This is a genomic window from Stagnihabitans tardus (assembly GCF_009925085.1).
GTDB lineage: Bacteria > Pseudomonadota > Alphaproteobacteria > Rhodobacterales > Rhodobacteraceae > Stagnihabitans > Stagnihabitans tardus.
Genome location: NZ_JAABNR010000028.1, coordinates 1 through 14,838, shown reverse-complemented (window position 1 = coordinate 14,838; position 14,838 = coordinate 1). Strand labels below are relative to the sequence as shown.

General features: G+C 59.7%; 12 protein-coding genes. 4 read left to right on the top strand and 8 right to left on the bottom strand.

Annotated features, from left to right (window positions below):
• The first annotated feature begins 32 nt into the window (after window positions 1-32).
• The 3 genes from GV832_RS18895 to dpdD are packed head-to-tail and all read left to right on the top strand — an operon-like array spanning window position 33 to window position 4,464.
• Window positions 33-1,661 carry a hypothetical protein gene (locus tag GV832_RS18895; RefSeq protein WP_168776447.1) on the top strand — a complete coding sequence of 543 codons (1,629 nt, stop codon included), beginning with the start codon at window positions 33-35 and terminating at the stop codon, window positions 1,659-1,661.
• On the top strand, window positions 1,658-2,197 hold the full coding sequence (gene dpdK, locus GV832_RS18890) for a phospholipase D-like domain-containing protein DpdK (protein WP_168776446.1): 540 nt from the start codon (window positions 1,658-1,660) through the stop codon (window positions 2,195-2,197). Before GV832_RS18895 ends, dpdK begins: the two co-directional genes overlap by 4 nt.
• Entirely contained in the window at window positions 2,194-4,464 is a 2,271-nt protein-coding gene (gene dpdD / locus GV832_RS18885; RefSeq protein WP_168776445.1) for a protein DpdD, read from the top strand. The genes dpdK and dpdD overlap by 4 nt, the downstream gene beginning before the upstream one ends.
• A 54-nt stretch (window positions 4,465-4,518) precedes the next feature.
• Here the strand turns inward: dpdD and GV832_RS18880 are convergent, their stop codons facing one another.
• From GV832_RS18880 to GV832_RS18850, 7 genes are all read right to left on the bottom strand, one after another.
• The gene (locus GV832_RS18880; RefSeq protein ID WP_168776444.1) at window positions 4,519-5,094 is read right to left on the bottom strand and encodes a VUT family protein; all 576 of its coding nucleotides are present in this window, start codon (window positions 5,092-5,094) and stop codon (window positions 4,519-4,521) included.
• Entirely contained in the window at window positions 5,091-5,813 is a 723-nt protein-coding gene (gene queC, locus GV832_RS18875) for a 7-cyano-7-deazaguanine synthase QueC (protein ID WP_168776443.1), read from the bottom strand. Before queC ends, GV832_RS18880 begins: the two co-directional genes overlap by 4 nt.
• On the bottom strand, window positions 5,810-6,931 hold the full coding sequence (gene dbpB / locus GV832_RS18870; protein WP_168776442.1) for a DGQHR domain-containing protein DpdB: 1,122 nt from the start codon (window positions 6,929-6,931) through the stop codon (window positions 5,810-5,812). The genes queC and dbpB (GV832_RS18870) overlap by 4 nt, the downstream gene beginning before the upstream one ends.
• Window positions 6,918-8,222 (bottom strand): tRNA-guanine transglycosylase DpdA, encoded by a 1,305-nt coding sequence (gene dpdA, locus GV832_RS18865; RefSeq protein WP_168776441.1) that lies wholly within the window; start codon window positions 8,220-8,222, stop codon window positions 6,918-6,920. The genes dbpB (GV832_RS18870) and dpdA overlap by 14 nt, the downstream gene beginning before the upstream one ends.
• Window positions 8,219-9,355 carry a DGQHR domain-containing protein DpdB gene (dbpB, locus tag GV832_RS18860; RefSeq protein WP_168776440.1) on the bottom strand — a complete coding sequence of 379 codons (1,137 nt, stop codon included), beginning with the start codon at window positions 9,353-9,355 and terminating at the stop codon, window positions 8,219-8,221. Before dbpB (GV832_RS18860) ends, dpdA begins: the two co-directional genes overlap by 4 nt.
• A complete protein-coding gene (locus tag GV832_RS18855) occupies window positions 9,352-10,257 on the bottom strand; it encodes a hypothetical protein (protein ID WP_168776439.1) in 906 nt (301 codons plus the stop codon). Before GV832_RS18855 ends, dbpB (GV832_RS18860) begins: the two co-directional genes overlap by 4 nt.
• 573 nt (window positions 10,258-10,830) lie before the next feature.
• Window positions 10,831-12,582: a recombinase family protein gene (locus tag GV832_RS18850; RefSeq protein WP_168776438.1), complete on the bottom strand. Its 1,752-nt coding sequence runs from the start codon at window positions 12,580-12,582 to the stop codon at window positions 10,831-10,833.
• A gap of 15 nt (window positions 12,583-12,597) precedes the next feature.
• Between GV832_RS18850 and GV832_RS18845 the strand changes: the two genes are divergently transcribed.
• Window positions 12,598-12,849 carry a hypothetical protein gene (locus tag GV832_RS18845; RefSeq protein ID WP_168776437.1) on the top strand — a complete coding sequence of 84 codons (252 nt, stop codon included), beginning with the start codon at window positions 12,598-12,600 and terminating at the stop codon, window positions 12,847-12,849.
• Window positions 12,850-13,541: 692 nt separating this feature from the next.
• Here the strand turns inward: GV832_RS18845 and GV832_RS18840 are convergent.
• The gene (locus GV832_RS18840) at window positions 13,542-14,678 is read right to left on the bottom strand and encodes an AAA family ATPase (RefSeq protein ID WP_168776436.1); all 1,137 of its coding nucleotides are present in this window, start codon (window positions 14,676-14,678) and stop codon (window positions 13,542-13,544) included.
• Window positions 14,679-14,838: the final 160 nt, after the last annotated feature.

The following is a 14,838-nucleotide window of genomic DNA, read 5'->3' as shown; positions in this document are numbered from 1 at the left end:
ACCAAATGCTCAGCCCGGTCGAGGTGCGGCGAATGGCGATCGGCAGTGACGCCGACCTGCGCCTCGATAAAGGGTCTACCCTCAAGAAGGATCTGCAGTTCGCCTTCACGGGGCAACCAGCTGCCCTCGGCTTTTCCTTCGGGGTGGATGCGATCAGTCTGACGCTGGAGTTTCCTACCGATCTCTGGTCGGATTTCGATGACACGAACGCTCTACGGTATCGGGCCATCCGGACGGCCCGCTATCATGATCAGATCATCAACGGACCGAGGCTGAAGCCCTTGGTTGACAACCGCTTCGCGCGAGAGTGGTTGGGGCATCTGATGCTTGCGGCGATCAGCAACGAAGCAATCGCGCGATCTATCAGTCTTGCGGAAGCCGGCGCCAATTTGGCATCCGATACGGCGGAACTCGGTTTGGCCGGAACCCTCGAAGTGCTGTTCCAGTCTCCAGTGGTCGACGACCCGACGGGACAGGGCAACGCGCAGGAGAAGTTGCGCCAAGACCTTGCAAGCCTGATCGCCTTGCCCGAGGTGCGCGAAACGCTTTTCGTTTTGGTTGAAATACTCTGGCAACCGATTGACGCCTCTTGGGAGCCTTGGCTGCGAGAGCGGTTTGCGGCCACGACTGCAGCGGCTGCCCTGCATGCCATCGCGAGTTCCTGCCCTGAAATCGATGCCGACAGTTTGCTCGTCGATCTAGATCCCGGTCCGCGCGACCCTACCGACATTCGCAACGACGAACCGGGCATCGAAATATGGATCAGCGAAGCCTCTCCGGGGGGGAATGGCCAGATCGAACAGGTCTTACGTCATTATGCCGAAGATCCACGTCGCTTTTTCAACCTGATGACGGCGGCCTTGCGTGACAACGACTTCGCCCTGAGCGACCAGCAACTGGAGCGCTTCGTCACGCGCACGGTGATGGACGATCCGTCGGGGGACCTTGCGCTGGCGGTCGATGACTTCCGTGTGGCGCATGGCGCGACTGAAACCCAAGAAGCATTCACGCATCTGCGTGAATGCCTTGCGAAAGAAGGGTTCGTTACCTTTCATGCCTTCGTCGTGGCTCTCACCAATCGCGTCTTGCGTCCGGGCTCAAGCCCAGAAAGTGACGCCTTCTTCCTGGATGCGATCAGACGCTGGACAGCCGAGGAAGAGCGTCTCGGTATCGAACTGGATGCTCGGGTCATCGCCTATCAACTGTCGCGTCGAGACGACATCGACAGTGCCCTGAGTTTCGCTGGAATAGACGCCCCTTCCCTGAACCCGGGACAATGGCGGTTCGGGGTAATTTACGGCCTGCTTTGGCCAAGAGGCGCGCAGATCCGTCAGGCGGGCTTGGCGCTGAGCTCGCCCTTCGGAGAGGTTCCCCCGGTCGAACCGCTCTTGCCGATGCACTATCTCGGCGGCGCTGCGGTGCTGGTCGATATTCGCGACCAGCAATGGCAGGAGATTTGCCTCGAGAGCCTCGCCACGAAAGGGGCTGTTTCCTTGAGTTGTCCCGTCGACCAAGGCGAACTGATGGCGCAGGCACTCGGATTCCTGGCAACGAACCCCGTGCATACGGACTATCTTTCTGTTTTCGCGCGGGTGCAGTCGATCCGTAGGTCGGTCGAGTGCTATTACCTCGATCTCGATATTGCGGAGGCGGTCCAATGAGGCTCGAAACCCGCCGGATATTCAAAAGCGCCGTCACCAGCCAGAACCTGATCCGAGAACTGTTGCAGATGATGTTCTTGGGAGAACTGATAGCGCCCGGCCTCGATCGCGTCTGGCTCGTTAGCCCCTGGATCAGCAATGTGATCTTGTTCGACAACCGCTCGGGCGGTTTCGGGGCGATCAATCCGGAGTGGGGGAGCCGTGAAATTCGCCTGATCGAAGCGGCGGTGAGCCTGATGGTGCGCGGCACTCCTCTGGGCATTGCCACAAGCCTCGACGTTCACAATGACACGTTCCTGACCTCGATTCGTGATATGGCAGAAGAAGAGGGTGTCCTCGACCGTCTGCTCATCGTGAAAAGGCGGCATTTGCACACCAAAGGCGTGCTTCTTCAGCGCGGTTTGCTGACAGGCTCGATGAACCTCACCCACAATGGTCTTGAACTGAATGATGAAATGGTCGTGTTCGATACTTTGCCAAAGACCTTGGCCGAGGCGCGCCTGACTTTCGAGTCCTACGCCGAGGCAGAACCATGAAAGACGCATTTTCGCCTGATGACGCAGTTCTATTGGAGGTGTTTTTCGCGCCTCCGAACGGTATCTCTTGGGAGAGCATCACGCAAAGGACCGCGCCCTCTGCGTTGCTGGACCAGATCCTGCCCTGGCTTGATTTGCTCCGCGAAGACCGTCGCGAAGGCCCCCTCGTGCTGCCTTTCGTGCGGGGCGGAAAGGTCGTCGGCTGGTATGGTGCATCCCTCAGCCCCACCGGGTATTACGAGTTCGAGAACGAACTGAAGGCCTGGCTCGGGTGCTCGTATCTGAAGCAGATTAAACTGGTTCCCGAAGGCGCGAGCTATCCGCTCGCCGCCGCGCTGCGCAAGAGATTTGGACCGCGTATCCTCCAGTTCTCCGGGGAGTCCGAAGCTGCAATCAGCGCGCGCCTGCTTGACTATGCGCAACTCATGCGCCGACGCCCAAAGACCGGAGGTACGCCGGTTCGGCCCGTTGGTGCCATCCGATCCGACTTCGACCGGGCCCTGATCGCTCGAGACAGTGTGCGGGCGGAAGAACTGATCGAAGAGTTCAAGCTGACTGGGCGACTGAACGAAGAGAACCTTCGTTACCTCGATGTGCGTCTGAAGGCCGGGCTCGGCTATTGGGAGGCGATCGCGCGGGCGCCGTCTTTCCTGCGCACGCTGGCCGATTTGCCCCTGCCGAAGCAAGTCTTGTCCGATCTCATCGAGGCGCTTTACCGAACCTATCTCGATCCGGAGGAGGCAACAGGGAATTTCGAAAGGTTGACGGCCCTGTTCGCCGAGAACATCGGGGGCGCCTATCCCAAATTATTCTCCTCTCGCAAAGGCATTCGTACCCCGCGCGTGGTCAAGGCGTTCATGTTGTTCGAGTTGATGCAGAACCGGCCGGATCGCACCATTCTGACCGAACTGGAGGCGCTGGTCCCTGCCGAAGATCCAGGCGCGTCGGTTTTCCGTTCTCTTGTTGACGGCGCAGGGACGCCCCCGAGTTCTGAACCAAGCCCCGCCACAGACGAAGCCGAAGTTGATGCCGCGGAAACAGCTTACCTCGACGAACAATACGATCGAGCTTTCGCTCTGTTCAAGGGCCGACCTCTCAGCAAGAGCGCCGTGCAGCGTCAAGTTCACTGCGTTCTCTTCATCGATACCGATGAAGCCCGTCGCGATTTCCTCGACCGCATCGAGGCTGCAGATGAGGCCCTGCTCGCTTCGCTAACCGAGGCCGCGCGGAGGAAGATCGAGGCGTGGCGTCAGTCATGCCTCCCGACGCAAGGCGCGAATGCGCGGCAAGCCGGAATATCGGGGTGGTTGGAGTGGGCCGAGGCACTTTCGACGGGAACAAACCCATCGGAAGTACGAGCAATGCTTGAGAGGCGCATTACCTGGGACAGGCACGAGATCTTGGGAAACAAGGAAACCGCGAACCAGTTCTCCGCTTTGCTTTCTGGTCTTGCCGGTGATGCGGAACAGGTGGCGAGACACGCTGTTCCGGCCATTCTCGAAGCCTTTGTTCCCGATGACAAGCCGCTCTCGGAGGCCGGACGACCAATTGCAACCCTGCTTTTCGATCTGATCGCGCTTGATGACAGGGTCACGCCGACCGACCTAAGCCTGCTACAACTCCTTGCCATCCCTCTGCTGAACAGTGGGCTTTCGGGCGATGAGTATCGCAATCTCGTCAGCAGTCTGGAAGATATTCTGAACCGGGTCGGGTCTTACACCAACCTGACCTGGGGCCTCGACATGGCCGAGGCTTTGGCGATTGCACCGGCGCCTTCTCCGCAGGCGAGAGCACAGCGACAAGGTTTTTTCCTGCAACTGGTGGGGCAGGCGCAACAATTTGCGCATCGCTTGAGCCGTCACGAAGTGATCGGGTTTTTCCATCTGTGTCGTGATTTCGATGTCGAGCGGGCGGATCTTGGGGCTATCGCACTGCCGCGGGAGGATGCGACAAGTGCCCCGCAGCCGGACTTTTCGGGGAAATTGATAGGCATCTACACTCTGACTGAGGCCGCAGCACAGCGTGCTCGCGCGACACTTCTGGAGATGTTTCCGAGGGTTCGAATTGAGACAAATGCGGATCAGGTCGCGAGTTCACGCCTGATCAGCCTCGCCAAGGCTGCCGACATATTTGTCTTCGCGTGGAAAAGCAGTAGCCATCAGGCATATTATTGCGTCAAGGACGCAATGAAGCCACGCGAACCAGTAATGCCTACAGGCAAAGGAACGGCTAGCTTGGTCAGAGCGGTGCTTGACTTGTTTTCGTGAGAACGCCCGCAGCCATCGGATGCGGGCGAGCGGGGTTCTTTGTGTTGTCCCGGCTCAAGAGGCGGCGGCCATGCCTATCCTCTGATCGCGGTTGCGCAGCAGGATCAGCACCGGGATCGCCACAAGAACCATCCAAACCTTCCCGACAATCTGCCCGGCAACAAAGTCAAGACTGCCAAAGGCGAGTTGCAGGAAGATGACGCTGTCGACGATCAAGCCGACGACACTGCTGACCACGGCAGCCAGAACGAGGCCACGCTTTTGCAGCGGCGTGAATACCAATAGGTCCGCAAGTTCCGAGAACAGGAACGCCGCGGCGGAGGCGAGGACAAGGCTCGGTGCCGAGAAACCTGCCGAGAGCGCCGCGCCAACCAGAATGGCACCGACCGACCACCACAGCCCAAGCCTGCGCTGCACCAGATCGCGCAGCACCAAGCCGAGCCCGACCATCAAGACACCGCTCGGCGCGGTGAGCCCAGGAGCGACCGGGATCACACAGGGACCACCGTCGGGCAGGCAAAAAGTGCCGACATGCTGGATCAGGTAGTTCGCGGCCGGAATGCAGGCCGCAAAGGCTGCTAGAAATGCAAAGCCTTCAATGCGGCGCTGAATGTCGTTGGGCATGGTCATTCGCTTCTCCCTGCGAAAGTGGCGGTCCGCGACCGATAAGTCTCATAGCCTTTTGCGCGCAACTGGCAGGCCGGACACTTCCCGCAGCCATAGCCCCAGTCATGCCGGTTCAACCGATCGCCAGTGTAGCAGGTGTGGCTGTCCTCAAGGATCAAATCCACAAGATCTTCGCCCCCGACGTCTTCGGCCAGTTGCCAGGTGGCCGCCTTGTCGAGCCACATCAAGGGCGTGTCGATCACGAAGCGCTTGTCCATGCCAAGGTTCAACGTGACTTGCAAAGCCTTGATCGTGTCATCGCGGCAGTCCGGATAGCCTGAAAAATCGGTTTCACACATGCCGCCGACAAGATGGCGGATGCCGCGCCGATACGCCACTGCGGCCGCAAGGGTGAGAAAAAGAAGGTTTCGCCCCGGCACGAAGGTATTTGGCAAGCCGTCTTCGGCGATTGTGATCGCCATATCCTGTGTCAGGGATGTTTCGGAAATTTGCCCGAGGATTCCCAGATCGATGAGATGATCTTCCCCCAAACGCTCGGACCAGCCCGTGCGGAGGCCTCCGATCTTGCCCAGAATGGTGTTACGGCAGGTCATCTCGACGATGTGCTTTTGCCCGTAATCGAAGCCGATGGTTTCGACCCGATCGAAGCGCGAGAGTGCCCAGGCAAGGCATGTGGCCGAGTCCTGGCCACCGGAAAATAGCACAAGGGCACCTGCGCTCATTGTTCGGATCCTTCCGCCGCCGGAGTTTGTTCCGAAGCCTTGTGAGCCTCCCAAAGGCGGTCGCGCTGATCGATCCGCACCTCTCGAACAAGATAGTCCGACAAAAGCGCAATGTCGCTGCTGACGTTCTGAATTCCGCGCCAACTGCGACGCTCACCGTTTCCGAAGTCCCATTCGCCTTGAGTCCAGGCAGTTTTGGGTTTCAGGCAGGCAAGTCCGATCGCGAATTGATCGCGAGTCGTTGCCTTTTCAAAATAGGCGATCAACTCCATGACGTGCCCCATCGCCACGATTCCCGCACCATGCACAAGGCGAGAGGTCTTCGGCTTGTGGCCCTCCCAATCGCCCGGAAAGGTGTCGCGAATGGCCCAGAAATACTCGTTGATCAGGCCGTAACACCGATCGAGGCCGTCTGCTTCTTGCAAGAACTCGCGCATGATGCCGTCGCTGGCGGAGTTCATGATGACCTTCTGAATCGCGGTATCCTTCACCACCCCGTCGGGATTGGTGTGCTGGTGGATGAGCCCCTGAAGCGCTGAACCATGAGTGAAGTTCAAACGGGCAGTCAGTTCGGCGGCCACGGCACGTTCGCCCATCTTGCGGCTGAGCCCCTGCATCGCCGGCAGGAGTTCATAGATCAGTGATTTCGGCAACGGCCGCGCCGAGTTGATCAGCACGAACTGCCTTTTCAACTCCGCCTCATCGCGGCAAACGACAGCCGAGACGAACAGTTGGAAATCCCCGCGCGAGGTCTGTGACAAAGCGGTCAAACGTTGCTGGCCATCCACGACCACACCCGGCTTCGAGGTCGAGGTATCGATTTCCACCCGACAATGTCCATCATCGCGGCGATCAACGACGGTCAGGCCACCCAAGAAGGCAACGACGATAGGGTTTGGCAGAACGGCGTCTTCCTGCTCGAGATAGTCACGAATGTTCCTGATATGTCCGGCAATCTGCGGTCGCTGAAACCCGTTCAGGCTTCCGTCGGCCTCTCGGCCCGCCCGATCGATCACCGCAAAGTCCAGGATGTCGGACGCACTGGCCGTGAAGGTCAGCACGTCATGAGCTGCGCTCTGTTTGGCATAGATCGCCGCGAAGGTTTTAAGAGAGCGCATGAGGCGAGTTTTCTTTCAGTTTTTTCAGATGGTTGGAGTAGACATGAAGATTGTGGATGCCGCGACGCTTGTTACGGTTCGAAGCGCGGAACAGCAAGACCTCAATCGAGGCCGCGCGACAGATCGCGCAGTCGCATTGCTTCCACGGGCGGTCGATCAAGGTGCGCTCATAGCGAGCGCGCAGATCTGAAATCTGTCGCGTCCCCGGAAGGTTCTGCACCAGATCCCCGATTGTCGCGGGCACCGCATAGGCAAGCACCTTTTCGACGGTTTCCTCGACATCAGCCTCGTGACGGTCGTAACGGCGCAGCGCATCGAGTGCATCGGCCTCCATCTTCTGAAGGTCTTCCTGATGCAGGATGCCTCGCTTCGCAAGGTTCATCAGTTTCGGGTTCTCGATCGCCTGCGGCACGCGAATGGCCGTGTAGTAATTCAGCGCATCTCCCGACCCCGGCAGGTAGTAGTTCGACTTCGCATCCTTGAAAGCGCGGATCAGTGGCGAGGTGGTGTCGAAACTGGTGATCCCCATCCCGAGGAATTCGGCGATGTTGTCGGCCTTGGCAAAGCCGAGCACATGCAGACGTGTCTCGCGCGGGATCACTTCCCGAATGGCCGCGACACACGACTTGATTTGCGGCGCCTTCAGGGGAACGGTGCCCCCAAGGGCAAGATAGTCGTAGCCCATGGCCACCAGACGCCGAGCGGCTTCGGCCATGCTGCCCGGGGACCAGCCTTGAATGACCCCCATGGGGCAAAAGCGGTTGCTCATGTGCCGCGTGGCCGCAAGAAACGCCTCGGCATTCGACTGGGTGATGTCGAAGCGACGCCGATTTTCCTCGGTCCCGCCAGTCATCCCCTTCAAGCCTTCAGCGAAGTCAAAGATGATGTGGTCGATCGAGCAGCCATGCGTGAAGCGCCCGTCATCATAGAATTCGGCGGTGTCTTCGGGCTTGTAAGGGGGGACGTCCTCCTTGTGATAGGAGAAGGCGCCGCAATCCCCGAAGATGTCGAGCCCGGCATATTTCGGATCATCCAGCCGCAGAAATGCCCGCGCACCAACCCGCCGGAACCGCATCGCTTGCGCCTCGGTGTATTTCCCCGAAACGCCACTTCCCGCCCCGCCGCCAACGATTGCGCGCGAGACCAGCATGCCCTGATAGGGGGCATATCCCAGCGCCTCATGCGGGTAGTGATCGTCCCAATAAGGCCTGCGCCCTTCGGCATTTCTATCGCGAACGAAATCGAAGCCGGGATCGATGTAATCGAGGCTGTCGGCAAAAATGAATTTCATCTCAGAAGTGCCCTGGACAGTTCCCGGTCCTTGGCGACCAGAAACTGTGTCAATTTGCTGATGTGCTGCGGCGTGCCCTGCACCTCGTTCCAGCCCATCCCGAGTTCGGAAGGCCAGCGTCCCTCGGTCCAGGCACAATGAGGGGCGAGTCGACTGAGCGCCGCGCGAATTTCATCCCAAGGATCCGCCATGGTTTCGGTGCGCACGATCAGCGCATCCATCAGAGAGGCCATGGATTTGATCCCGGCCGAATGCATCAGCCGACTGCGAGCAGGTTCTTTCCCCCAAGCTTCGGGAAAGGTCTCCTTTACCGCTCGCCAATAGGTGATCAGCGCCTCGAAGACCTTCTCAGCCTCAATCCCATCTGCAGAGCGCATCCCGGCCAACCCGCCAAAGGCGGGGCGCAGATTTTGCCGAATGGCCGTCAGCAGTGTCTGATCGGAAATCACGCCGCTGGCCCCGCTCGAGGCGCGTTTTATCAACCCGAAGAAGGGAGACTCTGGCCGTGTGTTCAACAGGTTGCACAACTCCGAAGGCAGAAGGTTCTCGCTCAGATCGCGCGGCAAGAGCATTCCAACCTCGGGCAGCAGTTCATTGATCAGGCGCGCCTCGAGCGGCTTTGATTTGTTGACCAGAATGAACTGCTCGCGCTGAGTCTTGATGTCGGGGGAAACGAAGGCGATCACCGGCACAGGAAGGTCGCGGTTTTTCGTGCGGGACAGTGCTAGCGACCGTTGCTGGCCATCGACGATCCATGCGGCTCGCTGCCCTTCCATGCCACGAGGAATCGTCAAGGTGCCTGAGCGGCCGACTTCGATCAGACCGGCGGGAGTGGGGCCGCGCGAGGGCTCGAATTGCACCCGGTGAGACAACGCCAAGATGATGGCATTCGGAAACAGAACCGGACCACTGTCGAGAAATTCGACGATCGCGTTCACATGAGCGCGGATTTCCTTGCGCTGGAACCCCAGCAACTCGTCGCCCTCGCGCTTGATGCGACTGATGTCGGCGATCTGCAGAATATCGGAGGCCGCGATGAAGAACGCATAGAGTTCGAATGCACCAGCCTGTTGAGTGCGGGTCGCGCGCAGCACGATCGCATTCTCTTCCGCTTTCGCCGATGACCGCTTCATCGCAATCCCTCACCTTCCAACTCCCGGGCAATGCGCGCAAAACGCGATTGCTCGCATGAAATCAAGAGCGTATCGCGCAGATGCCTCAGCATTCTTTGACGATTTCCTTTCATCGCGGCCCAGACCGCGATCAGTTCCGCCCGGATCTCTTCGTCCGATCTCCGTTCTCTTTTCGGCAAGGCTGGCAGTCGCATCGAGGAGAGGGAGCTTTCCACCAGCGCCCGGTCGTTGGCGAGATCCGCTTCGGGCTGGCCGAGAACGAGCGTCGTGAAATGGCGCAATGCACGACTGGAAAAGTCGCTTTTTGTTCCCGGGAGGGGGCTGTCAGGTCCATCCAATCGCGCGTCATAGGGCAGGATGTTGCCCTCGAAACGGCTACCCTTCAGGGTCTCGTCCGCGCCCGTGAAGATGCGCAACTTTCGGAGCGACGTGTCCGTAAGTTGCTCAAGATCTTCGAAAATCATCTCAAGATAGGTTCTTGAAAGGGCAAGGTGAACACGACCAGTTGCTTGCGCGATCATTGATTGCAGCGGGGCGTCTGGAAATGCGGCACGCCACCAGTCAGATGGGCGCGTGCCTGAAGGGCACTTGCTCAGAACATTTTCGTCAGTCGCGCCGACTGTGGTCAAGGCATAGGCAGGAATTTCCTGCTCAGCTTCGACAAGGCCGAGACCTGCACTGACAATGATATGGGGAAGACGGGCTGCTTGTGCGGACCAAACCGCATCGGTGAACGATCGCCCGGCATAAAGTGAGGTTGCTCGGTGCGTTCTTGGGGCTGAGGTGATGAGGGCCGTCCATTGCATTGCGACATCCGACACGCTTCCGGCGATCAGGTTGGCCGGATGCAATTGCGGGTCGATGGACGCTTTCTTGCGTCTGGAGCATCCTGTCACAATCATTTTCTTACAGTATCCGAGTCACTACCAACCGTGTGTGCAGTTTTATTCAAGTAATCATTCGGTGTCAATAAACAGCGTAGCATATTTTTGTGGCTGTAGTTTGTGATGTGTTGCGGAGCACGGCCAACCCTGCGTGGGGCGGTTGATTGTCTTCTCCCCTGTAGGTTAGGGTGCCCGAGGCGACGCCGCTTATGCCCCTGTGGCCCGGCCTCTTTTGATGGCGCATTTGCGGCAAGAGTTTAGGAGCGACTCAAAGGTGCCTACCTATCCAGAGCAAAGTTGCCGGAATTGCGCTTTTGCAACCTGGCGCTGGTCTGAAAAGCCGTACCCGGAGGGGTATCGTCGCATTATCGTCCAGAAGAAATCCAGTTGTTGCGCCGACAAGGGTCTTTCGCCGCTGGCCGACCGTGCTACAATGATAGATGCGCGGGAGCCCTTAACCACTGCCCCGCGTGGCGGTTTCATGGCCAGGCGGCAAATGCACCGCGATAGGGTAGCGTGTATCGTGGCGATAGGTTCGCATGAACTGACAGGATAGGTTTCTGGAATAACTTCCCGCCGTGTGCCTGTAGGTTATACCGCGCACATGAGCTCGGGCAACTGACGACGGTTGCTCGCCCCCGCAACCAACACTATTTTATCAACGAAATCAAATCCTTGTAGATCGGCGACATCCGGTTGAATACGGTTTGATCCTAGCAGCCCCGCAACCCGCGGGGCCCTTTGCTTTTTGACCACCCCATTCCCCACCGGCAGCCCCAGCGCCAAACGCAAAAGGCTCGCCAGCGCGCCGTGGAGGTCGACCGACAGGCCAGCCCCCTCGTCCTGCGGCGTCAGCACGATCTTGTCGACCAGCGAGCGCAGCGTCTCCCAGGATGTCTCCATCTGGTCCGTATCCGCCAGGCCGCGGATCAGTTCCGCCACCTTCTCCCGGTAATGCGCAGCCATGCCAGGATGCAGACGCACTGTATCCGGCTGCTCCATCCGGGAGAACTGGTGTTCCAGCTCCTTCCGCCGGGCGTCGAGTTCCACCATCTTGTCCTTCACCTGCTCGGCCGGCACCCCGGCGAGGATCGCATCCACCAGCTTGCCGTGGTTGCGCTGCACCTGCACCAATTCCTTCTCCAGGGCCCCACGACCCTCCGTCACCTTGGCCGCCAGCTTGTTCCGCTCGACCGTATACTCCTCGCAGAAGAGGGCCACGGCTTCGGGATCCATGAGATGTTTGCTCAAGGCTTCCAGCACCGCGGCCTCGAGGTCCTTCTGCTTTATCAGGCGCATGTTCGTGCAGATCGCCGCGCCCTTGTTGCGCGCCGCCGAGCAGCCAAAGCTGTCCTTTGACACCTTCGAAAATCCCGAGCTGCAGCACCCGCATTCCATCAAACCTGAAAACAATGTCCTCGGTCGGCGGCGATCCCAGATCGGCACATCCGTCTCCTTCGAGACCAGCTCCCCCTGGCGCCTGCGCACCGCCTGCCACAGGGCATCGTCGATGATCCGAAGGTGTGGCACCGGGATTCTCTCGACGATCTCATCGGGGTTGACGCGCGAGACCCTTTTGCCCGTCTCCGGATCCTTGCTGTAGTGCAGCTTGTTCCAGACCAACTCCCCCGCATAAAGCGCGTTGTTCAGGATGCCCGTGCCGCGTTCGCGGTTGCCATGCAGCGTCGAGGCGCCCCAGGTGCCGCCCCTTGGGCCGGGGATACGCTCGAGATTCAGCCGCTCTGCGATCTTCCTCGGGGAATGGCCCCGGGCATATTCCTCGAAGATTCGCCGGACGACGGCGGCCTCCTGGAGATTGATCGCGCGATCGCCGTGCTCCATCACGCCCTGGACTTCGACGCCCGGCAGAACGTCATAGCCAAAGCTGTTGCCGCCAGCACTCTTGCCTTTACGCGCGCGTCCCTTCTGGCCCCGGACTGTCTTGAGGGCAATGTCCTGCAAGACCTCCGCGTTCATCGTCCCCTTCATGCCAATCATCATCCGATCGACACGACCTTCCTTCAAAGTCCACAGAGGGATGGAAAGAAACTGCAGGATCTCATGGAAACGCGCGATGTCAGAGAGACTACGCGACACGCGGTCCATCGCCTCGGAAAGGACGATGTCGAAGCGCCCCGCCCGGGCATCGCGCTGCAACCGCTCAATTCCGGGACGAAACATCGAGGCGCCGGAGATCGCCCTGTCGCTATAAACCTCGACGATCTCCCAGCCCTCGCGCGCTACATAGTCCCGGCAAGAGTCCACCTGGTCCTCGATCGAGGCGTCCCTCTGTTTGTCAGTGGAGAAGCGGGCGTAGATCGCAACACGCTGGATCTTGGTCATCGTCTGTCACTCCCGATGCTGATTATGATCTCAGTGGCGCTCCCCATCATGATCGAGCCGCGCCAGATCGCGCGCCAGCGCCCGGATGAACAGCCGCATCCGCTCGCGAGCCTCTTCGGTCCCAGACGCTGGGGCCAGAGCCTGTGCCGACAGGGCAAGGGCGGCGAGGGCCGTCGCGCCCTCTTTCCCACCGACATGACTTCTCCGGTCCCGTGCCACGACAGGTTGCTCCCGGCCACCGCCGGTTCCCCGGCGAAGCGCATCTGATTGCTGATCAACGGCGCCAGGCTCTCACCGCCGCCACTGGGATCAGTATAGCAGACCCGTTGGGCGCCCCGCTGCAGCAGAATGCGTAAGTCATTGCGATGAATGTGGAAAACCTCCCCAGCAAATCCGGAGAACTCACCGGAGGAAAAACTTTGACCGGAAAGGACAAGCCCAAGATCCATCAATGCGCCTCCTCTTGCAGCCAGATCCAAGCGGAAAATCCGGATACTCCGGACAGAGACTGAGAACATTTGCGCCACCATCCTCCACGACGACCCGGAAAGGCGAAAATGAAAAAGACCGAAAACCAAAAGATGCTGCCGCCGGGGCGGCCGAGAAAAGGGGAATGAAAAAGAGGTTCCTATCCTCCAGATAAAGGAGAGAGAAAAAGGGCAGCCAGAGCCACCGGCGAAGTTTGCGGATGCCGGGTGAGGAACAAGGGGCTTCGACCGGGAAAGAGTGAAAAGGGGCAAGATGTCCTCGAAAGGGATCAAGAAGGAAAGAGGAGAAAGGGGAACTCATTACGAGTCGCAGAAACTTGAAATCGGGAGGCAGTTTGCCCAGGTGCATCCGGTGAAGCGAAAACCAGAAAGTTGATCTGCCATGAACCGAAGAACCCTGGAGCGGTCGTGGTGGTGGGGCAGGGGGGGGCCTGCCCCAGGGTTCATTGCTCGTCCAGCAGCAGCAAGGGCTCATCCGGTCACTTTGCATGCGTCTTGGGCAATGTCTTCCATCCGATCTTCTCGAGGCTCGAAGCCCACGTCCGGCTCCCCCTTGTCAGCGGGTCGTACACCTGCGCTCCCTTCCGGCATGACGGCCGCAAGGATCTGGGACAGGGGCGGCCCAGAGATGTGCTGGACCTCCAGCAGCATCTTCGCCACGGCCAATGCGATATCTCGATTTGCCTGCAGCAGTCTGAGGGCCCTGACCTCCGCCGCCTTGAGACGGAGATCGACACGATGCTGAAGCTGCCGGTCGTAGCGAAGATGGCGAAGGGCGGTCTCAGGCGATCCGAGCCAGACAAGTGCCTGTCCCTGGCCATATGCTGCCTCCATCGCCACGGCCAGCTCCGTTGCCTGAGCCAGATCGCTGTCGGCACTACCGCCGGATCCCGCACTTGCATTCCCATAGATAAGACGCTCGGCAGCCCTTCCGGCCAGCTTGAAGGTGAGTGCGGCTTCCAACTCGTCTGCCGTCATGGAGCCTCGCACAGGCCGATGCTCCACCTTGCCGCCCGTCGGGCCGATGGAGATCGAGATCACCTCGGCGCATCGCGTGCCAATCGCAGCGACGGCATGGCCCGCCTCATGGATGGCGACACGTCGGCGCAGGTCCTGGGGCAAGGGAGGACGATGATCCGCAATCACCGTGGTCAGATCCTCAACGGCCAGCGGCCGGTGCGCAGCCCGTGCCTTGGCGCGCGCGGCACGGATGATCGCTGCGACCTCGGCGCCCGTGGCCTCCTGGAGCAGACGCCCAAGGCCCAGGTAGTCCGCACCCGGCAGATCCTTGCCGCAGTGCCAGCGCAAAGCCTGGGGAAGAAGATCCGGGGTGAGAGCCTCGAGCCTCAGCGTCGTATCGAAACGGCCCGCCCGCCGGATGGCCGGGTCGATCTTTTGGGGATGGTTCGTCGCCGCCACTACGATCACCCCTTCCAGTTGCTCGAAGCCGTCAATGCATTCGAGCAGTCCAGCCACCACGTTGTCCGTCCACGCGGAATTATGATCCGGCGCACGATCGCGGCTACCGAAGGCATCGAGCTCATCGATGAAAAGCACGCACGGCGCATTGGCCATCGCCTCCGCGAAAGTGCCCCGCATTCCCTTCATGATGTCGCTCGAGCGGCTGGAGTCACCCGACCACCTAGGGTCAGGACCCATTGATCACGCTCTAAGACCGTGATTCACGGTCGGCCAGGAGACCTGATTTATGAGCAACTTGTTCTGGCTGACCGAAGCCCAGATGGACCGGCTTCGGCCCTTCTTTCCC